The sequence below is a fragment of the Actinomyces sp. ICM58 genome, assembly GCF_000283035.1.
Classification (GTDB): domain Bacteria; phylum Actinomycetota; class Actinomycetes; order Actinomycetales; family Actinomycetaceae; genus Pauljensenia.
In genome coordinates this window covers 1-22524 of sequence record NZ_ALIY01000171.1, presented here as the reverse complement: position 1 = coordinate 22524, position 22524 = coordinate 1, and the positions used below count along the sequence as shown (strand labels likewise).

At 68.0% G+C, this 22524-nt stretch carries 16 protein-coding genes; 10 read left to right on the top strand and 6 right to left on the bottom strand.

Annotated elements, in window-relative coordinates; translation table 11 throughout:
- Nucleotides 1-11 precede the first annotated feature (11 nt).
- Nucleotides 12-203 (bottom strand): 50S ribosomal protein L28, encoded by a 192-nt coding sequence (rpmB, locus tag HMPREF1138_RS07740; protein ID WP_003792657.1) that lies wholly within the window; start codon nt 201-203, stop codon nt 12-14.
- A gap of 204 nt (nt 204-407) precedes the next feature.
- On the opposite strand from rpmB, the gene HMPREF1138_RS07735 reads away from it, so the two are divergent.
- The 9 genes from HMPREF1138_RS07735 (at nt 408) to HMPREF1138_RS07695 (ending at nt 11809) form a co-directional block, all read left to right on the top strand.
- Entirely contained in the window at nt 408-2021 is a 1614-nt protein-coding gene (locus HMPREF1138_RS07735; RefSeq protein ID WP_039937473.1) for a DAK2 domain-containing protein, read from the top strand.
- Entirely contained in the window at nt 2009-4156 is a 2148-nt protein-coding gene (locus HMPREF1138_RS07730) for an ATP-dependent DNA helicase RecG (RefSeq protein ID WP_009058395.1), read from the top strand. Before HMPREF1138_RS07735 ends, HMPREF1138_RS07730 begins: the two co-directional genes overlap by 13 nt.
- 21 nt (nt 4157-4177) lie before the next feature.
- Nucleotides 4178-4819 (top strand): 16S rRNA (guanine(966)-N(2))-methyltransferase RsmD, encoded by a 642-nt coding sequence (rsmD, locus tag HMPREF1138_RS07725; RefSeq protein ID WP_009058393.1) that lies wholly within the window; start codon nt 4178-4180, stop codon nt 4817-4819.
- On the top strand, nt 4816-5286 hold the full coding sequence (gene coaD / locus HMPREF1138_RS07720; protein WP_009058385.1) for a pantetheine-phosphate adenylyltransferase: 471 nt from the start codon (nt 4816-4818) through the stop codon (nt 5284-5286). The genes rsmD and coaD overlap by 4 nt, the downstream gene beginning before the upstream one ends.
- A gap of 30 nt (nt 5287-5316) precedes the next feature.
- Nucleotides 5317-6027 (top strand): hypothetical protein, encoded by a 711-nt coding sequence (locus tag HMPREF1138_RS07715; RefSeq protein ID WP_009058426.1) that lies wholly within the window; start codon nt 5317-5319, stop codon nt 6025-6027.
- Nucleotides 6020-6589 (top strand): YceD family protein, encoded by a 570-nt coding sequence (locus HMPREF1138_RS07710; protein ID WP_009058400.1) that lies wholly within the window; start codon nt 6020-6022, stop codon nt 6587-6589. Before HMPREF1138_RS07715 ends, HMPREF1138_RS07710 begins: the two co-directional genes overlap by 8 nt.
- Nucleotides 6589-7311, top strand: a complete 723-nt coding sequence (gene rnc / locus HMPREF1138_RS07705; RefSeq protein WP_009058416.1) for a ribonuclease III — start codon at nt 6589-6591, stop codon at nt 7309-7311. Before HMPREF1138_RS07710 ends, rnc begins: the two co-directional genes overlap by 1 nt.
- Nucleotides 7312-7389: 78 nt before the next feature.
- Nucleotides 7390-8004, top strand: a complete 615-nt coding sequence (locus tag HMPREF1138_RS07700) for a response regulator (protein WP_021611112.1) — start codon at nt 7390-7392, stop codon at nt 8002-8004.
- Nucleotides 8005-8260: 256 nt separating this feature from the next.
- Nucleotides 8261-11809, top strand: coding sequence for an alpha-L-fucosidase (locus HMPREF1138_RS07695; protein ID WP_039937471.1), 3549 nt, complete (start codon nt 8261-8263; stop codon nt 11807-11809).
- 103 nt (nt 11810-11912) lie between these two features.
- On the opposite strand, the gene HMPREF1138_RS07690 is transcribed toward HMPREF1138_RS07695, so the two are convergent.
- From HMPREF1138_RS07690 to HMPREF1138_RS07670, 5 genes are all read right to left on the bottom strand, one after another.
- Complete coding sequence (locus tag HMPREF1138_RS07690; protein WP_009058407.1) at nt 11913-13559, bottom strand: GAF domain-containing sensor histidine kinase; 1647 nt, start codon at nt 13557-13559, stop codon at nt 11913-11915.
- Entirely contained in the window at nt 13556-15310 is a 1755-nt protein-coding gene (gene cydC / locus HMPREF1138_RS07685) for a thiol reductant ABC exporter subunit CydC (RefSeq protein ID WP_039937467.1), read from the bottom strand. Before cydC ends, HMPREF1138_RS07690 begins: the two co-directional genes overlap by 4 nt.
- A complete protein-coding gene (cydD, locus tag HMPREF1138_RS07680; RefSeq protein ID WP_009058414.1) occupies nt 15307-16980 on the bottom strand; it encodes a thiol reductant ABC exporter subunit CydD in 1674 nt (557 codons plus the stop codon). Before cydD ends, cydC begins: the two co-directional genes overlap by 4 nt.
- Nucleotides 16981-17100: 120 nt before the next feature.
- The gene (gene cydB / locus HMPREF1138_RS07675) at nt 17101-18222 is read right to left on the bottom strand and encodes a cytochrome d ubiquinol oxidase subunit II (protein WP_009058427.1); all 1122 of its coding nucleotides are present in this window, start codon (nt 18220-18222) and stop codon (nt 17101-17103) included.
- A 16-nt stretch (nt 18223-18238) separates the two neighbouring features.
- A complete protein-coding gene (locus HMPREF1138_RS07670) occupies nt 18239-19786 on the bottom strand; it encodes a cytochrome ubiquinol oxidase subunit I (protein WP_009058424.1) in 1548 nt (515 codons plus the stop codon).
- Between the two features lie 416 nt (nt 19787-20202).
- Between HMPREF1138_RS07670 and HMPREF1138_RS07665 the strand changes: the two genes are divergently transcribed.
- The coding region (locus HMPREF1138_RS07665) for an Rne/Rng family ribonuclease (protein WP_009058403.1) at nt 20203-22524 on the top strand (2322 nt) is incomplete at its 3' end.

Here is a 22524-nt window from a genome sequence, read left to right as displayed (position 1 = left end):
ATTGTCTCGATTCAGATCGCGCGGGCGACCTTGTCGGACTTCAGGCACTTGGTGCACACGTTCAGGCGCTTGGGCGTCCCATTGACCAGGGCGCGAACGCGCTGGATGTTCGGATTCCACCGGCGGTTGGTGCGAACGTGCGAGTGCGACACGCTCTTGCCGAAGCCGGGTCCCTTACCGCACACGTCACAAACGGCAGCCACGATGTTCTCCTCGGTATGTCTTCCAGTTCAGTCTTTGGCTCCCCGCGGTCGCGGGAAACGCATCCTTCGGTGCTTGAACCGAAGGCAACCATGACAGAATAGCGGATGATGCGCACTTTCAACAAGTCGCACGGCGTATCGGTCGTGTCAGGTCGCACACAGCGGGTGCCGTGGGGACAATTGAGGGTGCCGGAAAGGGGAGTCATGGAACTGAATGCATCGGTGATTATCGCGGCGTGCCGAGCGGGGGCCGAGGAGGCGGCCAGGCTCGCGCCCTTCCTTGACGACCTGGACGGCTGGGACGGAGCGGACTGCGACACGGGCACGAACGCGGCTGCCACGATGGCCGCCCTGGCGGCCGCGATGGATTCCCTGGAGCCGCGCGCGCATCTGCGCGTCGCGCTCGAAGCGGCCGTGGAGACCCTGATCCGCAGGGGCGTGGGGCACAGCGGCGTTGCCCTGGCCGCCCTGTTCGAGGCGTGGGCGGGGGCCCTGGGGGACGCGGCGCAGGTGACGCCCCTGGTCCTGCGTCGGATGCTCGCCTCCTCCCTTGCGCCGTCCTCCTCCTATATTGATTGGTCGGATGCGCTGGCGGAGATGCTGGGGGGTGCCGTGCGCGAGGTTGCGGAGCTGGGGCCCACGCTGCCCGAGGCGGAGGACGTCTTTTCCCGCTTCTCCTCCCAGGCACAGATCGGCCTGGTGGACGCGACAAACGAGGCGACAGGCAGGATCGACCCGGGTGGCGCCTTCATCGCGCTGGTTCTGGCATGCATTGACGCCACCATGCGGGATGACGCCGGCATCCTCCAGTCCTTCACGGCGATGCTCGCCGACCTGACGCGCCGTCATTCGCGGGCGCCCGAACCCGCTTCGCCGCCGCCGGGCCGCGACTTCACGGTCGACATCATCGTCGAGGGCGTCGAGGAGGACCTGCGCGTCCTCCTGGCCCGACTCACAGGGCTGGGTGCGCGCCTGTCCTACGTTGGGCGCGTGGATCTGTTTGGCATGGGGGAGTGGCGACTGCACGTGGACACCTCCGCGCCGCTGGCCGCGCACCCCACCTCGGGTCAGGTCGTGCGCTTCCAGGTCAGCGATGCGCGCCCGGATGCGCAGATCGGCATCGACGAGCTCGCCGACGAGGGGCTCACCCATCGAGGAGTGCGCCTGCTGCAACGTCGACCGATGCGACGGGTCGAGCGGGCGCGGGTCATTGCCTGCACGCGGGCCCCGGGCCTCGTCGAGGACTTGGCGCGCGCCGGGGCGGTGGTCTTCCTCGACCCCAGTGCGATGGACGCCGCCGGGATCGTGTCGGCGGCGGGCTCACGCACGGGTGTCACGCTCGTCGCCCCCTGCGACGAGGCCAGCGCCGCCCTGGTGGGCACGGTCGCCTCGGTGCTGCCATCGCCCGCCCCGGGCGTTCCCGCGATCCTGCGTGCCGATAGTCGCGACGACCTGGACGTTCTCGCCGTCGCACGCGCCTGCGCCCCGCTGTTCGTGCCGCAGCCGGGCGGAATCGAGGCCGCGCCGACGCTGGCTCGCATGCTCCGGGATGGAGCGCACGACGCCCTGATGTCTAGCGCGAGCGCGCCCCTGCCTCGTGACGGAGACCCTGAGGGCATCGCCGAGGCCCTGGCCGAGGCCGCTCGCGGGGGAGCGCGCGCATGGCGACTCCTGATCTCCCGCGAGGACGACGGCCCGTACACGGTGGCGACGGTGCGCCAGCTCCTGTCCACGCGCGACGCCTCCTCCTCCATCGACTTGGAAACGTGGGACGGCGGACAGGTGGGCCCGAGCCTCGTTGCGGGGTGCGCCTCGTGAGCGCGCTCGACATCCCGCTGTCCTTGCGCCTGCCGAAGAGAACCGCTAAGGCACTCGAGGGTGCGAGTATCTTCACGGTCGGCGACCTGCTGCTCGTCGCCCCGCGCCGCTACTACCACTGGGGCAGGCTCACCCCGCTGTCGTCGCTGCGCGAGGGAGAAGATGCCACGATCCTGGCCGAGGTCGCGGGCACCCACCTGGTGGCCAACCGCTCCGGATCGGGCGTGCGCCTGGAGGTGAGCCTCACCGACGGCGTCCAGTTCCTGTCCGCGACCTTCTTCGCGAAAAGCCAGTTCAAGCTCGCCCCCATCGAACGCCTCCTCACCCCGGGAGCCTCCTTCCTCTTCGCCGGCAAGGTCGGCGCCTACCGCGGCAAACTCCAGCTCACCCACCCCTCCTTCGAAGGCGTCGACGGCGAGGACATTGTCCGCATCGCGACCCGCCCCATCCCGATCTACCCGGCGACGGGCAAGCTGACCTCGTGGGCCATCGCCCGTGCCGTCGGTATGGTCCTCGAACACCTGGACGAGGCGGACGTTCCCGACGTTGTACCCGCCGACGTGCGAGGGCGCCAGCGCATCGACTCCTACGCCCAATCGCTGCGCCGCCTGCACCAGCCGGAAACGGACGAGGACTACCAGCGGGCGCGCCGGGCACTGGCCTTCACGGAGGCCTTCGTCCTCCAGGTAGGCCTAGCCGCCAGGCGCCGGGGAGCGCGCTCGACCCCCGCCCTGGCCTCGCCGCGCGAAGCCCCACTGCTTGAGCGCTTCCAACGCGCCCTGCCCTTCGAACTCACCCACTCCCAGAGCGAGGCGGTGGCCCAGATCGGCGCCGACCTGGCGGGAGAAGTACCGATGCAGCGGCTCCTGCAAGGGGACGTTGGTTCGGGCAAAACCGTCGTCGCGCTCCTCGCGCTGCTCCAGGTTATCGCCGCCGGGCATCAGGGAGCCCTGGTCGCTCCCACGGAAGTCCTGGCCGAGCAGCACGCCGCATCTGTGCGAAACCTCCTCGCCCCCCTGGGGGACGACACCCCCGACGTGCGACTGCTGACGGGCTCGACGACGCCGGCGGTGCGCCGCGAAATCGCCGCGGCGATGACCTCCAACGCGCCCCTCATCGTCGTGGGCACGCACGCCCTGTTCCAAGACAGCGTTCGTTTCGCAGACCTCGCGCTGGTCGTCGTCGACGAGCAGCACCGCTTCGGCGTCGAACAACGCGCCGCCCTGCGCGATGCCCGCCAGGACGGGCGGGGCGTCCACGAGCTCGTCATGACAGCAACCCCCATCCCGCGCACGATCGCGATGACGGTCTTCGGCGACCTCGACGAGACCCGCATGGCCGGCATGCCCAAGGGACGCACGCCCGTGGCCACCTTCCTCGCCGACGCGGCCAACGCCGCCTGGGTTGAACGCACCTGGACGCGAGCCGCCGAAGAGATCGCCGCGGGGCACCGCGTCTACGTCGTCTGCCCGCGCATCGACGCCTCCGACACCGTCGCCGACGCCGAGGAAGAGGACGCGCGCCCCCTCGCCTCCGTCGAAGAAGTCGCCGCCTACCTGCGTTCCCACCCCGCGCTCGCGGGCCTCGCCATCCACGAGCTGACGGGCCGTACCCCGACGGCGCTCAAGGCCCAGATCATGGAGGACTTTTCCGCCGGACGGGCACCGCTGCTGGTCGCCACGACCGTCATCGAGGTCGGCGTCGACGTGCCCGAGGCGACCCTCATGGTGATCCTCGACGCCCAACAATTCGGGCTCGCCCAGCTTCACCAGTTGCGCGGGCGTGTCGGGCGCTCCGACCTGCCTTCCCTGTGCATCGCCATGCATCGCCACGAGCTGACGGACTCGGGCATGGCCAGGCTCGAGGCTTTCGCGACGACGGCGGACGGATTCGAGCTCGCCGAAGCCGACCTGCGCCTGCGCAAGGAGGGCGACGTGCTGGGCGCCGGTCAGTCCGGCACCGCCACGCACCTGCGTTTCCTGTCGGTGCGCCGCGACGAGGCCCTGATCCGGGCCTCCAAGAGCGAGGCGGAGGCCCTGCTCGCCCAGGATCCGACCCTGTCGGCCTACCCCGACCTCGCCCGCGCCCTGCGGGCCGCCTCGGATGGGCAACTCGAATGGATGCAGCGCTCCTAGCGCTCCCGGTAGGGTAGGGGCATGACCAGAATCGTCGCAGGCAGCGCCAAGGGCAGGACCCTCGCCGTGCCCAAGTCCGGCACACGCCCCACCTCCGAGCGAGTCCGCGAGGCGCTCTTCTCCCGCCTGGATCACATGAACGTCCTGGAGGGGGCCACCGTCCTCGACCTTTTCGCCGGCACGGGGGCCCTCGGCCTCGAAGCCCTGTCCAGGGGTGCCGCGCGAGCGACCCTCGTCGAGAAGGCCTCCGCGGCCGCGCGCGTCGCTACCGCTAACGTCCGCGCGACGGGTCTGTCCGCCCGCGTCGTGACGGCGGACGTGCGCGCCTACCTGGGTGCCCGCAGCGGAGAGGCCCTCACGGGGGAGGTAGACCTGGTCTTCATCGACCCTCCCTACGACATCGCCGAGGAGGACATGGCGACGGTGCTGTCCGCCCTCGCGCCGTGGGTCGGTCCGGACTCGCTGATCGTCGTCGAGCGCTCCACCCGCGCACCGGCCCCCACCTTGCCGCCCTTCCTGGTCCTCGAAGACACGCGCGCGTGGGGGGAGACGGTCGCCTACTTCGCTGGCCCACCCCTGCCCAAGAACGAGGAGAACGGCGACGACAGCGACGCTGTCGAGCGTGCGGCGGCCTCGCCAGTGCGTGAGGAAATAGCCCAATGATTGCGCTGTTCCCCGGGTCCTTCGACCCCTTCACAAACGGGCACCTCGACGTCGCCCAGCGCGCCGCCGAGGTCGCCGACCTCCTCATCATCGGGGTGGGCATTAACCCCGCCAAGCGCGGGCTCATCGAGCCGACGAGGCGTGTGGCACTCATCGAGGAGGCGACCGCGCACCTGGAGCGCGTGGAGGTGGTCGCGCTGTCGGGCGCCACCATGGACGAGGCCCGCCGCCTGGGCGCACACCTCATTGTCAAGGGGGTGCGCGGCGCGCAGGACGCGGACTTCGAGGGCCCCCAGGCTGCCCTCAACCTGGAGGTCGGAGGGGTGGACACGTGGTGGATTCCCGCCCGCCCCGGCCTCGGACATGTCTCCTCCAGTGCGGTGCGTGAACTTCTGAGGCTCAAAAAAGACATTTCCCGGTATGTCCCACCGGCGCTCGCGCGCTATCTGACGGACAATAGAAACTGAATCATGCCCGGTGCAACGCAGGAGGGACTCATGGCCGACACGCCCGCAGACAAGAATCAGGACCAGTGGAACGAGGAGACCGTTTACGGTCCCTCCACAGTGATCGCCGCCCTCGACCAGATCGAAGACCTTGTCGAGTCCTCCCGCGCAGTGCCCCTGTCCGCCTCGATCATGGTCAACAAGGCCGAGATTCTCGACCTGCTCGACCAGGCTCGCGAGGCACTGCCCGAGGACCTGGTCGCCGCCGACGCCGTCGTCGCCGACGCGGACGCCGTCCTGGGGCGCGCCGACTCCGCGGCCGAGACGCGTATCGCCGAGGCGAACTCGCGCGCCTCCTCGACCCTCGACCAGGCCAACGAGCGCGCCGCACAGATCCGCGCGGACGCCGAGGAGGAAGCCGAGCGCACCCGCTCGCGCGCGAACGAGGAAGCCACCGCCCTAGTCTCGCAGGCGCGCGCCGACGCCGAGGCCACCATCGCCGACGCGAACGCCCAGGCCGCGCGCATCGTCTCCACCGAAAACATCGTGCGCATGGCCGAGGACCGTGCCCGCGAGATCGTCTCCGAGGCCAAGCGCTCAGCCACCTCCCTGCGTGAGGGCGCCGACGACTACGTCGCCTCCTCCCTCGACGAGCTGGCCCGCCTGATCGCCGACGTGTCGCGGCGCACCGATGCCGGTCGACGCGCGATCGCCGAGCGGCGCGGCGTCGATGTGACGGACGTGGACCTGTCCCATGAGTGAGAAGGCCCTGACCCTGTCCCTGGCGCGCCTGCCGCGCGCGCTGGGTTCGACGCTCCACGAAGACATCACGTGGATCGCCCCCGATGACCTGGGGACGCCCTCGATGTCGGTGGTTCCCGGCACGCCGCTGGACGTGTCCGTGGACCTGACCAGTGTCGAGGACGGCGTCCTCGTGCAGGTCGCGACCTCCGTCGACCTGGTGGGTGAGTGCGTGCGCTGCCTGGACGAGGTGCGTGAGCATCATGACGTCACCAGCGCGGAGGTCTACTTCGAGCCCGGAGCCCCCGCCCTGACGCTCTCCGACGACGAGGACGAGGACGCCGACGATCTCTTCGTCATCGGCGAGCGCGACACGATCGACATCGAAACGCAGCTGCGCGACGCCATCGTCACCCTCGTCGACCCGCGCCCCCTGTGCAGCTCCGACTGCGCGGGCTTGTGCGACGTGTGCGGCGAGAAGTGGGTCGACCTGCCCGCCGACCACGAGCACGTCGTCATCGACCCTCGCCTGGCTTCCCTGGCCTCCCTCCTGGGCGAGAGTCCCGAGCCGGGGCGATCCTGATGGCCAAATCCAAGCACCTGCCGGTGCCTCCGCGCACCGACACCGACGCGCTCGTGGAGGCGTGGGGCACGCGCATCGACGCTCCTTTGTTGCAGCTCGCGCTCGTGCACCGCTCCTACGCGAACGAGGCCGGCGGTATCGCAAACAACGAGCGCCTGGAGTTTTTGGGCGACTCGGTGCTCTCGATCATCATTGCCCAGAAGCTGTACGAGCAGTATCCGGACGTGCCCGAGTCCGACCTGTCGCGGATGCGCGCGGCGACCGTTTCTCAGCAGCCCCTGGCCGCGGCCGCACGGCGCATTGGGCTGGGTGACTTTGTGTTCCTCGGCAAGGGCGAATCCATGCACGGGGGACGCGAGAAAGACTCGATTCTGTCCGACACGTTCGAGGCCCTCATCGGTGCCACGTACTTGACCAGCGGATTGGAGGAGGCGCGCCGGGTCGTCCTGGCACGCCTGAGTTTCCTGCTGGCCGACGCCCCCTCGCGCGGCCACCACCAGGACTGGAAGACCCTCCTCGTGGAGTACTCTCAGGCTGAGGGCCTGGGCGAGGTCTCGTACGAGGTGCAGGGGGAGGGACCCGATCATCAGCGCGTCTTTACTGCCCGCGCTTTTCTCGCCGAGCGTTCCGACGCGGTTGGCTCCGGCCAAGCCTCGTCGAAGAAGCACGCGGAGAACGCGGCCGCTCAGGATGCGATGAGTCGGCTCTCCCCGGAGGAGTAATAGGTACACGAGGGCGTTTGCCCTCCTAACAGTTAGTATGAGCTCGTGAGTGAAAATACTTCCGCGCGCACGCGCGTCATGATCGTCGACGATCACGAGATCGTTCGGCGAGGTATTGCTGAAATTGTTGACCGCGACGAGGCTCTCGAGGTCGTCGCTGAGGCCGGCTCCGTCGCGGATGCCGTGCGCCGAGCCGACCTGGTGCGCCCCGACGTTATCCTGGTCGACCTCCAGCTGCCCGACGGTACCGGCATCGACATCATGACAAGCCTGCGCGCCTCCCACCCACAGATTCTGCCCGTCGTCCTGACCTCTTTCGATGACGACGAGGCCTTGGCTGAGTCCCTCGAGGCCGGTGCCCGCGCGTACATCCTCAAGACCGTGCGCGGGGCGGAGATCACCGACGTCATCAAGGCGGTCGCGGATGGACGCGTGCTGCTCGACGAGCGCACCCTGACGCGTCGGCGCGTGGACCACGAGGATCCGACAGCGGATCTGACGCCGTCGGAGCGTAAAGTCCTTGACCTGATTGGTGATGGCCTGTCGAACCGCGAGATCGGCGAAAAGCTCGGGGTGGCGGAGAAGACCGTCAAGAACCACATCACCTCCCTGCTGTCCAAGATGGGCCTGCAGCGTCGCACGCAGGTGGCCGCGTGGGTGGCTGGGCAAAGGGCTGCCGCGTGGCGTAACTGAGCCACTGCCTCGTCCCCCGAGGGTGACAATCGACGAAGGAAGCGGGTCGGAGTAACCGGCCCGCTTCTTCGTATAGGGGGATCAGCGTGACCGAATAGTACGACCGTTCCAGTTTCCCTCTAATCAGGGATGCCCCTGATTTGTAAGAAAGCTACTATCAAACTGGTTCATGGATAAGTCCCATGGGGTAACGTTCGCCTCATCCTCACCGATGAGGACGGACAACGCAGTCCGCCACCCCCTGAAAGGACACCCCGTGAACCTCAAGCGAATGCTTGCCGGTTGCGGTGCCGCAGCGGCACTGGTGCTCGCACCCCTGAGCGCACCAACCTTCGCCGACGCGCCAAGCGCGCCCACCGGCGTCCCCGCAGCGGTCCCCCTCAGCGACACCACCAAAGTCGCCAACTGGCAGAAGCTCCAATACGGCATGTTCATGCACTTCGGCGTCTACTCCGTCTACGGCGGCTACTACAACGGTCACCGCCAGGGCATGGGTTACCCCGAGCAGATCAAGGCCTGGGAAAACATTCCCACCGACGACTACCTGGCCAAGGCCAAAGACCTCGCCTCCAACTTCGATGCCGCAGCCATCTGCAAGACGGTCCACGACTCGGGCATGACCTACCTGATGATCACGTCCAAGCACCACGACGGCTTCGCCATGTGGGACACGAAGACGACCGACTACAACATCGTCAAGCAGTCCAACTACGGCAAAGACCCGATGAAGGAGCTGTCCACCGAGTGCAACAAGCTCGGCGTCAAGCTCGCCTTCTACTTCTCGATCATCGACTGGACGAAGCAGACCCCCGAGCCCTACGGGAACGTCAACCCCATCGACGAGGAACTCATGACGGGCACCATCAAGCCCCAGCTCACCGAGCTCCTCACCAACTACGGTCCTATCGCCGAGCTCTGGTTCGATATGGGCGGCCCTACCGCCGAGCAATCCCAGCGCATGGCCCAGTGGGTCCACGAGCTCCAGCCCGACACCATGGTCAACTCGCGCGTGTGGAACAAGGCCGGTGACTTCGAAGTCGGCGGCGACAACTCGGTGACAACCGACTTCCACATGGGCCCCTGGGAATCGATCCGCTCGATCTACCCGGCCTGCTGGGGATACTGCTCGTGGGCGAACCGCGACGAGAGCGCCAAGAGCTACAAGGAACGCGAACTCGTCAACAACCTCATCGGCACGGTCGCCTCGGGCGGCCAGTTCGCCTACAACATCGGCCCCAAGGGTGACGGGACGATCGACGCATTCGACTCCGGCGTCGTCACCGAGGTCGGCCAGTGGATGGCGCGCCACCCCGACGCCATCACAGGAGCGCGCCCGACGTGGTTCCCCGCCCCCTCCTGGGGCAAGATCATGACCAAGGGCAACGACCTCTACTTCTTCCCCGAGCAGTGGAGCACCGGTCAGACCCTGACGCTTCCCAGCGTCGGCGGCCACGTCACCGCCGTGAGCGTGGACGGCACCGACCGTTCCCTCGACTTCACTCAGGATGGCACGACGCTCACGGTGACCATGTCGGGCGAGAACCCCGAGCCCAACCTGCGCCCCGTCGTCAAGGTCACCTTCGACGCCGCCCCCACCTACGTGCCCACGCAGACGGTCACCGCCGTCGACGGCGCGACCATCTCCTCGGAGCAGTTCTTCGGACGCGCCTCCGCACTGCGCTACTCCGGAGCGCAGGCCTACGACGCCTACCTCGTGAACAAGGGGGACAAGGCCATCACCGACCTCACCCTGACCTTCTCGGGCAACTTCGATGCCTCCACGACCTACAAGATCACCCTCGGGACCACCTCCATCGAGGTGACCGGTGCGCAGATCGAGGCCGGGGAAGTCGGCGAGGGCCTCACCCTCGAGCCCGGCACGGTGACGCCCCTGCGCCTCGAGCTGGCTCACCCCTCCTACTACGCCAACCCGATCGGCCTGCGCTCCGTGAGCGCGACCGTGCACGTCTACGGCGAAAACGCGTCCACCCAACCGCCCGTCATCGCCACGGACCCCTCCTCGGTCTCCGTGAAGGCAGGGGAGAGCGCCACCTTCACCGTCGTCGCCTCGGGCCGCCCGGCCGCCACCATCCAGTGGTACCGCGTCCCCAAGGGAGCAACCGATGGAACGGCGATTCCGGATGCCACGAGCCCCATGTACACCCTGACGACGACGCTCGAGGATGACGGCGCACAGTTCTACGCCGTCGCCACAAATGCCAACGGCTCCACCACCTCCCAGCGCGCCACCCTCACCGTCACCAAGGGCAGCGACAACCTCGCCCTCAACAAGACGGCCACCATGTCCTCGACCGGCTGGGGCGGCACCGCCTCACGCGCCGTCGACGGCAACACGGACGGCGTGTGGGACAACGGCTCGGTCGCCCACACTGGCAAGCAGGCCAACCCCTGGTGGGAGGTCGACCTCGGCGAGAGCCACCCCCTCGGCGTCGTCAACGTCTGGAACCGCTCCGCATCCGACAACTGCCAGGGAATCCCCTGCGACCAGCGCCTGCACGACTTCTGGGTCGTCGCCTCAAAGACACGCCTCGACGCTTCCTTTAACCCCGCCACCGCCGGCGCGGTCGACGGCGTCCACATGATCAAGGTCGATGGAGTCGGCGGCCGCCCGAGCGCGGTCGACTTCGAGGGCTTCGACGCACGCTTCATTCGAGTCATCCAGCCCACCGAGTTCGGCGAGTTCGCGCTCGCGGAGGTCGAGGCCTTCGCGGCTGCCACGCCGACCCCGGAGCCGGATGACCAGGAGCCCCCGGTTATCAAGCCGCTGACCGTGACCACCAACCCAGCGGAGGACGCACAGATCTCCGGTGACGGTGCTTTCCGCACCGTGACGGGCAAGGAGGGCACGCAGGTCACGATCAAGGCAGAGGCGACCGGCACGCCGACGCCGACCCTCTTCTGGCAGATCAAGCGCGAGGGCTCCGATTCGTGGTCCATTGTGGAAGACGAGCACGGCCCCGAGCTGACCCTCACCATCGATGGGGAGAGCAACGGCTCGGTCATCCGCGTCATGGCCATGAACGAGGCCGGGTTCGCTGAATCGGGTCTCGTGACCCTGGCTCTGGCTGAGGAACCTGCCCCCGAACCCGAGCCCAGCCCGGAGCCGAGCCCCGAGCCTACTCCGGACCCGACCCCCACGCCCGATCCCACGCCCGCTCCCGATCACACGGTCGGCATGTGGGTGAATGACGGGGTCGGCTGGTGGTGGAAGATCACCGGCGGCGACTACGCCAAGAACGAGACGCTCACTCTGGGCGGTCACGTCTACCGTTTCGATCAGAACGGCTACATGCTCATGGGCTGGGTCTACTGGGACGGCGCCTGGCACTACCACAACGCCGCGGGCGCACAGGTCAGCGGTTGGATGAATCAGGGCGGCACCTGGTACTACCTGGCGCCTGACACGGGAGTCATGGCGACGGGCTGGACGATGATTGACGGCGCGTGGTTCATGTTCTCGTCCGGCGGCGCCATGTCGACAGGCTGGGTCTCTTCCAGCGGCGACTGGTACTACCTGAATCCGTCGGGCTCCATGCACACCGGCTGGCTCCAGCTGGATGGACGCTGGTACATGCTGGGCGACAACGGTGCGATGGTCATCGGCTGGAAGCAGAGCGGTAGCAGCTGGTACTACTTTGACGCCTCGGGCGCTATGCATACCGGCTGGCTTCAGGTGGGTTCGACCTGGTACTACTTCGGTTCCGAAGGAGACATGTACACGGGCGGCCACTGGATCGGTTGGCGCTGGTACAGCTTCGACTCCTCCGGTCGGTGGCTGGGCTGAGGCCGAGCTGAGAGCCGCCAGGTAACGGCTCTGTGCCCATGCGGTGGGGGTGGAGTTCCGATCGGAGCTCCACCCCCACCGTCTTGTGGATGCTTGCGCTGCGCTAGTCTTCGAGCGGAGCGATCCACCGGACCTGCGTGCCCACTCCGCCGTCGCCCGTGTCCGCGTCGAAGCTGCCGTGGTGGCGTCGCGCGCGCTCAGCCATGTTCGCCAGGCCGGAGTTGCGGGTGCGGGAGGGGTCGATGCCGCGGCCGTCGTCGTTGATGACGATGCGCACGCGACCGGATTTTCCTCGCCCGGAAACGTCGACGGTGACGGTGGCTGCCGTCGCGTGGGCGTGACGGGCGATGTTCGACAGGCCCTCGCGCACGATGGCGACGACGTCGTCGGAGAGATCGGGGTCGACGCGCCCGTCGAATTCGTCGATGACCACCAGTTCGTTGTCCAGGTCGGAATTGATCGCGCTCCCGTCCAGGGTGATGACGAGGGAGGGCGCGAAACCCAGGGCTGAGCGCGTCAGGGAGGACTCACGTCGGATGCGCTCGACGAGGCCGACGGCCTTATCGCGCTCGCGCAGGTTGTGGACGATCGTGCGGATCTGTCGGACGGCCTCGTCGATGGACGCGAGGGAGGAGTCGATGAGGGACTCGATGGATGCGGGGTCGGCCTGCCCCTGTGCAACTTTCTGCTTGGCGGCGTCCAGGGCCATGCCGGTCGCGAAGAGCTGCTGGATGGCGAAGTCGTGGAGGTCGCGGCCGATGCGGTCGCGCTCGTCGAGGAGCGCGGCGACGTCTTGGGCGTGGCGGGCGGAGGCGAGCTCGAGGGCGAGCGTCGCCTGCGAGGCAAGCGATTCGGCGAGTGAGAGCTCGGAGGCGTCGAACTCGGGGGCGCCGATCTGACGCAGGAGGATGAGGACGCCGGAGGAGACGCCGCGGGAACGCAGGGGAGCGTAGAGCGCGGAGCCGAAGGCCGCCAGCTGGGGAACACGCATCGTCTGGGCGCGCGACATGGAGTCGACGATCATGCCGGTTCCCTCGTGCAGGACGCTCATGGCGCGTCCCTCGGGCGGGAAGGTCAGGCCAAGCAGGGTGGAGGCGTTTTTGCCGTCGGTGATTTCGGCAGCCCACGTGTCGCCCACGGACTGCAAGACGATGATCGCGGTGTCGGCGTGGGAGACCTCGCGCACCGTCTTCGCGATGAGCTCGAGGGCCTCTTCCTCGTCCGTGCCCTCCAGCATCGTCGTGGTCAGCGACTGTGAGGCGCTGATCCACCGTGCGGTGCGCTTGGAGTCCGCGTAGAGGTTCGCGTTTTCGACGGCGATGCCGGCGGCGGGGGCCAGGGCCGCGACCACGGCCGCGTCCTCATCCGTGTAGCCTCCGGGCTTTCCCATGAGGTAGAGGCGCCCGTAGACCTGCTCGTGGACGAGGACGGAAACCCCGAGGAAGGGTGGGGTGGAGGCGGGCAGGTCGATGTCGGGCGCGTCCTGCGGGGAGTTGACGAGGAGTGGCGTGGTGACGGGGATCGCGCTCGGCAGCGAGTCGGGAACGGGCGGGGCGGGGTAGGAGTCGTGGTGCTCGAGCCGCAGGGTTGTCGCACCCCAGGTATCGAGCACGCACATCGTGGCGTGCGGGGAGGAGGTGAGGGCGCACGCTTGATTGACGAAGTTCTGCAGCCCATTTTTCAGATCGAGCGAGCTGGTGAGGTCGATGGCCGCCTTGAGCAGCCTGAAGTCCGTGTGATCGGGGCTCATTGTTCCTCCTGATCGAGGGCCTGGCGGTAGGTGGGGAGGGCGTCGAGAACGTCCTTGTGAGTGCCGTAAGCGGCGACGCCCGCAATGGCTCCGGGGTGGGGGGCGGCGAGTACGAGGACGTGGTCGGCCTTGTCGAGGGCGCTGAGCCTGTGCGTGACGACCAGGGTAGCGCGCGTCGGTGAGGGGGTCAGGAGGGTGTCCATGAGCCTGTCGGCGGTGGTCGCGTCAAGGTGCTCGGAGGCCTCGTCGATCGTCATGATGGGGGCGGGGGCGGCCAGGGCGCGGGCCATGAGGAGGCGGCGACGCTCGCCGCCGGACACGGTGGTGCCACCCGATCCGACGAGCGTGTCGATGCCGTCGGGCAGGGAAGAGACCCACTCCTGGAGGCCGGCTCGCGCGAGGAGCTGCCCGGCCTCGTCCCTCGTGAGGGAGGCGCGGGCGACGCGCAGGTTTTCGAAGATGGAGGTCGCGAAGACGTGGGCGTCTTCGGCGGTCATCGTGATGAGGGACGTGACCTGGTCGTGATCCGCGCCCCACGCGGGGACGCCGTTGATGAGGGCCTGGCCCTCCTTGGGCGGGATGATGCCGGTGAGCGTTGCGAGCAGGGTGGTCTTGCCGATGCCGGAGGCGCCCACGATGGCGAGGGAGGAGCCGGGGCGCAGCGTGAGCGAGATGCCGGTCGCCAGGGTCGGGCCTTCAGGCCAGCCGATCGACAGGTCGCGCGCCTCGATGACGGGCTCTCCGTCTGGGATTTTGTGCGTAGCCTCGGGGGTTTCCTCGCTGATGAGCGCGCAGATGCGCGTCGCCGCCTGTGCGCTGCGCACCAGTTGAGCGGCGGCTGGAGCGAGCTCGGCGGCCCCCTCGAAAGAGGACAGGGGGATCAGAACGATGACGGCCAGGAGCACCTGCGCCAGGGCCCCGGAAGTAGTCTGTGGGATGCCGATGAGGAGCGCGCCGATGACGGCTGCGCCCATGGCGACCACGTCGAGTCCGCGCGCGAGGGCCGACAGCTGCGAGGAGCGCCCGATCGCGCCGGCAAGCTCCTCTTCGGCGTGCTGGAGGGAAGCGCGTGCCTGAGGGAGCGTTCCCGACAGGGAGAGCTCGGTGGCGCCCTCCAGAACCGCGAGGCTCGTGGCCGCGATGTCGGCGCGTGCGGCCGATCCCTGGGTTTCGGCTAGGCGTACCGAGCGGGCGATGAGCGCGGGAGCGAGGACGCCCGAGACGACGAGGGACACTGCGAGGATCAGGCCGGCCGCGGGGGAAATGAACGAGACGGCTCCGACCGTGCCCACGCCGACGACGAGGGCGACGAGGGCGGGCAGGAGCGTCTTGACGACGACGTTGCCGACCTCGTCCACATCCGCCCCGGCGCGCGTCATGAGCTCGCCGCGTCGCAGACTCGACAGGGAGGCGGCGGGCTGGAGGCACAGGCGGTCGTAGAGGTTGCCGCGCAGCGCGTCCATCCCTTCGAGGGCGACCCGGTGGGAGGCCAGGCGCGCCAGGTAGCGCGCGAGTGCGCGCGAGACGCCGAAGATTCGGACGGAGGTGGCCGCGACGGTCAGGTAGAGGACCGGCGGCTGCTGGGAGGCACGGGCGATGAGCCACGCCGCGGTTCCTCCCAGCGCGATCGCCGAGCCGAGCGCGCCCACGCCCAGGAGTAGCGAGACGGCAAAGCCGGATCGCGACACCTGGAGCATGGAGATGCACCGGCGTAGCGCCGCGGATTCCGAGCGGGTCAGGAAGAGTCTCATGCCAGTGCCTCCTCATCTGCGGACGCAACGTCGATGATCGTGTCGGCCACGCCGACGATGGCGGCGCGGTGGGCGATGACGATGACCGTGCGGCCCTCCTCGCGCATCGTGGTGATAGCTCGCACGACTGTCTCCTCGCTGACGGCGTCGAGGTGCGCGGTCGGCTCGTCCAGGATGACGACGCGGGAGCGCGCGGCGAGCGCGCGCGTGAGCGCCAGGCGTTGGCGCTGGCCGACGGACAATCCGACCCCGCCGGAGCCGATTGTGCTCTCCCACCCGTGGGGTGCGGTGGCCAGGACGGCATCGAAGCCGGTGGCGCGCGCGGCCTCCTCCAGGTCGGCGAGCGGCAGACCTGCCATGTTGTCCAGGATCGAACCCGGGATCAGGGTGGGGGACTGGGGGACCCAGGAGAGTCCGGAGCGCCAGGACACGGGGTCGACGTCGGTGAGGGCCAGGTCGTCGCCGCGCGGGTTCGAGGCCTGGGGCCTCAGGACGATGCGCCCGGCGTCGGGCGCCACGTCGGCCAGCAGGCAGGCGACGAGCGTGGACTTGCCCGCGCCGGAGGGGCCCGCGAGGGCCGTGATCGTGCCGGGCCGGATGACCCCGTCGGTGGGGGCAGGGCCCCAGGCTCCCCGTGCGCGCACGCCGACGCCGTCCAGGACGATCGCCGTCGTGGACATGTCGGGGCTAGGGGACGTGCCGGGGGCGGCTACGTCCTGAGCCTGCTCGATGATGTCGAAGGCGGCGCGCGAGGCGGTCACGCCGTTGGCCGAAGCGTGGAACTGGGCGCCGACCTGGCGCAGAGGCTCGAAGACCTCGGGGGCCAGCATGATGACGGCCAGACCGTGGAAGAGAGAGATATCGCCGAAAACCAGGCGCATACCGACCTCGACGGCGACGAGCGCGACCGACAGGGTCGTCAGAAACTCCAGGACGCCGCCCGACAGGAAGGCGACGCGCAGGGTCGCCATCGTGGCCTTCGTGTTGGCCTCCCCGAGCTTGCGCAGGTGAGCGCGAGGGCCCTTCTCCCGGCCCAGAGCCCGCAGGGTGGGCAGGCCCGACATGAGGTCCAGAAGCTGGGCGGTCAGACGTTTCATGGACTCCAGCTTGTCCTCGGAGGCGGCCTGAGTGAAGCGGCCGATGAGAATCATGAAGATGGGGATGAGTGGGACGACGAGGAGGGCGATGAGTGCCGACCAGAAGTCCAGGAGGAGAATGACCCCCAGGGCCGCGGGCGTCACCGTGCACACGAGCACCAGCTGAGGGAGGAAGGAAACGAAGTAAGGGCGCAAATCCTCCAGTCCCGTGGCCAGGAGCGTCGCCGTCTGGGCGCCGTTGGTTGCCCTCCACCGAGGACCGAGGGCGATGGAGGCGTCGATCACCCGCCCGCGTAGCTCGGTAACGGCCCTGGTGGCGGCGCGCGCGGCGATCGCCTCGCGCCCGGCGACAACCAGGGCGCGGCACGCGAACACCGCCCCGATGCCGGCGATAACACTCGCCACGTCGCCCAGTGACGCCGTCCCCGACACGACGGGGGAGAGGGCGGCGGAAATCAGCAGAGCCTGAGCCAGCACCAGCAGGGCCGTGATCGTACCCAGGAGCGCCGTCAGCGCAATGGGACCGCGAGCCGAACGGGCGTAGCGCAGTAAGCGAGGATCAAAGGGACGCACGGATACTATTGTGCCCCAAAAGTGCACGTCATGGGTCGAAGGTCCCCGGCCTCGTCCCCGGTGGGAATACGACTGCGCCCGGCTCCCCGAGGAGGGAACCGGGCGCAGCTCGGCAGAGAATCAGCCGGCGAGGAAGTTCTCGCCCAGGCGGATCTTCTTCATGAGCAGACCCGTCCGGGTGGTCACGTCCTCAGTGCCCACGCGGCCACGGAAGGTCCAGTAGGACCAGGCGACGTAGGCCAGAACGATGGGCAGGAGGCAGACGGTCACGATCGTCATGACGGTCAGCGTCGCGTCCGAAGAGGAGGCCTGATTAATCGTCAGCGAATATGCCGGGTTGATCGAGGACTTCTGGACGGCGGGAGCCATCGACGCGAAGACCCATGCCACCGTGGCGGCGATCGCCACGGAGGAAGCCACGAAGGACAAGCCCTCGCGGCGCAGCGACGCCTGCGACAGGGCGGTCGAGGCGATGATCGCCAGGGCGGCAACCACGAGCGGGATCCACGCCAGGACGTTCGTCGTGTAGGCGAACTGGCCCCACATCAGCCACGCGGCGGCCAGCACGGTCGCGGCGATCGACGCGGGGGCAGCAATCGCGTTGGCGCGGTCGCGCACCTCGCCCGTCGTCTTGAGGGCCAGGAACTGAGCGCCGTGAGCCAGGCACACGAACAGAACGGCCAGGCCGCCCAGGATCGTGTAGGGGGTCAGTAGCGAGAAGAAGCCGCCGGTGAGCTGGTGGGTCGCGCTCGAAAGCGACTGATTCACCAGGGTCGGGTCGACGACGGTGCCCGTCGCGACGTCAACGACCTCAATGCGCATACCCTGAACGAAGTTCGCGAAGGCGACGCCCAGCAGCAGCGGAACGAGCCACGCGCAGATCGAGTGCGCCCAGTCCCAGGAACGACGCCACTTCTCGGTGGCGACCTTCGAGCGCCACTCGAGCGCCATGACGCGCACGATCAGGCAGACGAGGATCAGGAAGAGGGCAAGGTACATGCCCGAGAACATGGTCGCGTACCACTCGGGGAACGCCGCGAAGGTCGCGCCGCCGGCGGTGAGCAGCCACACCTCGTTGCCGTCCCAGTGCGGGCCGATCGTGCGCACCGTCTGGGTGCGTTCGCGGTCGTCCTTGGCGACGAGAGGCAGGAGCATGCCGACGCCGAAGTCGAAGCCTTCGAGGATCAGGTAGACCGTCCACAGAACGGCGACGAGGATGAACCACAGGATTGACAAAGTCATGATCGTTGTTCCTCTCTCAGTATCCGAAGGACAGGTCGGTCGGTGTCTCGTCCTCGGCCTTGTCGGCCTTGGAGGAATGGATGCCCTCGAGGGCGTAGCGCTTCATGAGGACGAACCACATGACGCCGAGGACGCCGTACAGGAGGGTGAAGAGGATGAGCGAGGCGAGCACCTGCCCAGCGGGAACGTTGGGGGAGACGCCCACCTCGGTCAGCATCGCGACGGAACCAAGGTCGGAGCCCATGGCCAGGGCCTCCTGGTTGGGGACGACGACCCACGGCTGGCGACCCATCTCGGTGAAGATCCAGCCGAAGGAGGCCGCCAGGAAGGGCAGCGGCAGGTTGAGGAGCGCGAGGCGGCTCAGCCACTGGTTGGACGAGGCCCGACCACCGCGGGTGGCCCACAGGCCCCACGCCGCCAGCAGGAAGGCCACCATGCCCAGGCCGATCATGAAGCGGAAGGACCAGAAGGTCACCATCTGAGGCGGACGGAAGTCATACTGCGAAGCATCGCCGTACTTGGCGGTGAAATTCGGGTCGGAGTTGAGCAGCTCCACCATGCGCTCCTGGACGTCGGCGACGCCCTCGGAGGTGGCGGAGAAGGAGTTGTGGGACATGAAGGAGGCAACACCCGGGACCTTGATGAACTGGGTCGGCTGCGTGCCGTCCTCACCGAGGGGGCAGGACCCGAACTGGGCGACGGTAAATGCGGCGCCGTCGGTGTCCATGCAGATGCCTTCTGCTGCGGCCATCTTCATGGGCTGGGCCTCGACCATCTCCTGGCCCTGCACGTGGCCGGAGGCGACGGTGCCGAGGCCGCCGATGAGGACGACGATCAGACCGAAGCGGGCGATGGGACGCCACACGTCGCGTGCCTGTGCCACGGCCTCGTCGCTGCCCTCACGGGAAGCGCGCACCATCCACCAGATCGCGATTCCGGCCACGAAGGAACCGGCAACCAGCCACGCGGAGGTGATGACGTGGGAGTACTCGGACAGGTAGACGCCCGAGGTGATGAGCTTGAGGAAGCCGCCGGCGCCGTCGAGCTCGGCGCGGCCGGTCTCGGGGTTGAAGCGGGCGCCCACGGGGTGCTGCATCCACGCGTTGGCCGCGAGAATCCAGGCGGCCGAGAGCATCGTGCCGATGGCGACGCACCAGATGGTCGCCAGGTGGATGCCCTTGGAGAGGCGGCCCCAGCCGAAGATCCACAGTCCGAGGAAGGTGGATTCGAGGAAGAAGGCCAGGAGGGCCTCGACAGCCAGAGGGGCGCCAAAGATGTCGCCGACGAAGCGGGAGTACTCGGACCAGTTCATGCCGAACTGGAACTCCTGCACGATGCCGGTGGCGACGCCGAGAGCGAAGTTAATGAGAAGGAGCTTGCCGAAGAAACGGGTTGCCTGCAGCCAGTATTCCTTGCCGGTGCGGTGCCACGCGGTTTGCATGATGGCGACCAGCAGGGACAGGCCGATCGTCAGCGGTACGAGGACGAAGTGGTAGACGGTGGTGACACCGAACTGCCATCGTCCGACCGTGACCGCGTCGAGCGCTGTTTGCGCGAGGGTCATGATGGGACCTTCCCGTGTGGGGATGGGGGATCGAAGTGTCCCGCAACAAGAGTGCTAGGACCTATGTCACGGGCTGATTTAAATGTAGCTCAAAAGACAGAAGTGAAGCGCCTGGAAGACGCGATGCGTGACAGTTTTGTGACATATGTGTCTGATTATTTTGAACGGCTTTTTCCCTGAGATTGTGTGAGTGTGACGTTGAACGGGTCACCCTTCGGTTGATGCAGGTTGGCGATGTGCGACAATAAGGGGTGAATGGATGTCGCGGGCATGCCCCCGCGATGAGAGCCGAGCGATGACCTCTGTGACTTGCCGCCGGCAGCTGCGCAACTGCGCTCCACTAGGTTTCCGCCCCTCGCGGGCGATGAAAACGGGCGCGTCCGGGCATGGGGCGCGCGCCCATTAATTGGAGAATCGTGACAACCGAATCACACACGCCCGTGGCCCCCGCCGCGTCGCTGCTGTTCCAGGCTCCCGTCTTCCAGGCTGCGCCCGAAGTGGCTGCGCCGGTCGTCGTCGACGAACCTGAGGCGAAGCCCAAGCGTCGGCGCGCCTCCGCCGATGCGGAATCGAACGCCCCCCAGGAAGAGGCTGCCCCCAAGCGTCGCCGCCGCTCGAAGAAAGCCGACGACGCCGCGCCCGAGGACAGCGCTCCCGCCGCCGAAACCGACGAGGCGCCCGCGGAGTCGAAGACGCGCCGTCGCCGCCGCTCGAAGAAGGCCGACGAGGCCTCGGCCCCCGCTGAGGACAGTGCCGACAAGGCAGAGAACAACTCCGGCGAGGCGGAGGCCTCGGACGAGGAGGACTCCTCGAGCCGTCGTCGTCGCCGTCGCCGCGCCCGCTCCTCCAGCTCGTCTGCCGAGGAGAGCACCGATCCTGCGGATCAGGTGCAGGCCCTGAAGGGGTCGACACGACTCGAAGCGAAGAAGATGCGCCGCCGCGAGGGGCGTCGCGAGGGTCGCCGCCGCCACTCGATCTCCGAGTCCGAGTTCCTGGCTCGCCGCGAGTCCGTCGAACGCACGATGGTCATCCGCGACCAGGACGGCCTCGATCAGATCGCGATCCTTGAGGACGGCCTGCTCGTCGAGCACTACGTCGCGCGCCGCACGCAGTCCTCGATGGTCGGCAACATCTATCTGGGCCGCGTACAAAACGTCCTGCCCTCCATGGAGGCCGCGTTCGTTGACGTGGGTCGCGGCCGCAACGCCGTGCTCTATGCCGGCGAGGTTAACTGGGATGCCGTCGGTATGGAGGGCAAGCCCCGCCGCATCGAGTCCGCTCTCAAGTCCGGTGACTCCGTCCTCGTCCAGGTGACGAAGGATCCGATCGGTCACAAGGGCGCGCGCCTGACCTCGCAGATCACCCTGGCCGGCCGCTACCTGGTCCTGATCCCCGGCGGCTCCATGATGGGCATCTCCCGCAAGCTGCCGGACAAGGAGCGCGCCCGCCTGAAGAAGATCCTCAAGGCTGTCGTGCCTTCCGGTTCCGGCGTCATCGTGCGCACGGCCGCCGAGGGCGCTTCGGAGGAACAGATCCGCGACGACGTCGCTCGTCTGACGCGCCAGTGGGAGGACATCGAGAAGAAGCGCACCTCGACGAAGAGCGCTCCGACGCTCCTGCGCGGCGAGCCTGAGCTCGCGGTGCGCGTCGTGCGCGACATCTTCAACGAGGATTTCACGAAGCTCGTCATCGAGGGGCGCGACACCTACGCGACCGTCAAGGAGTACGTGGATGAGCTCAGCCCCGAACTCTCTGATCGCGTCGAGCAGTGGGTGGGTACGGAGGATGTCTTCCATGCGCATCGCATCGACGAGCAGCTCGCCAAGGGCATGGATCGCAAGGTCTGGCTGCCTTCGGGCGGCACCCTCATCATCGACCGCACCGAGGCGATGACCGTCATCGACGTCAACACCGGCAAGTTCATCGGCGCCGGCGGCACGCTCGAGGAGACGGTCACCCGCAATAACTTGGAGGCGGCCGAAGAGATCGTCCGCCAGCTACGCCTGCGTGACATCGGCGGCATTGTCATCATCGACTTCGTCGACATGGTGCTCGAGTCGAACCGCGACCTCGTGCTGCGCCGCCTGGTGGAGTGCTTGGGTCGTGACCGCACGCGCCACCAGGTCACCGAGATCACCTCGCTGGGCCTCGTGCAGATGACGCGCAAGCGCGTGGGTGAGGGCCTGGTCGAAGCCTTCTCCACCCCCTGCGAGGCGTGCGAGGGCCGAGGGTTCATCGTGCATCACCATCCCGTCGAAACATCCGGTGGCGACAGCTCCTCGAAGATGGGCAAGGGCTCGAAGAAGCAGCAGAAGAAGGCTGAGGCGCGCCGCGTCGAGGACAACGTGGATCACGAGCGCGCGAAGGAAGCCCTGAGCGCGATCGCCGCCGCTTCTTCGCGCAAGGAGGACGAGGCCTCGGGCGAGCAGGAAGGCGCGCCCACCAAGAAGCGTAAGGCGCGTGGCGGCAGCGCTGCCTCCGCCGAGGCTGCCCCCGCCGAGGAAGCGAGTGTCGAGGCTGCCCCCGCCGAGGAGGCGCCCACGGAGTCGGCACCCGCCGCTCCTTCGGCTTCCGAGGCGGCAGCAGCGGACGATGGCGCGACCAAGCGCCCCCGTCGCCGCCGCCGTGTCGCGGAGAGCGCGCCGATGCCCGAGCTTCCGGTCCACATCGACCTGCCCGAGCCGGTCGCCCATGCTGAGCAGCCTGCGGCGCCCATCAAGGATGCCTCCGAGATCCGG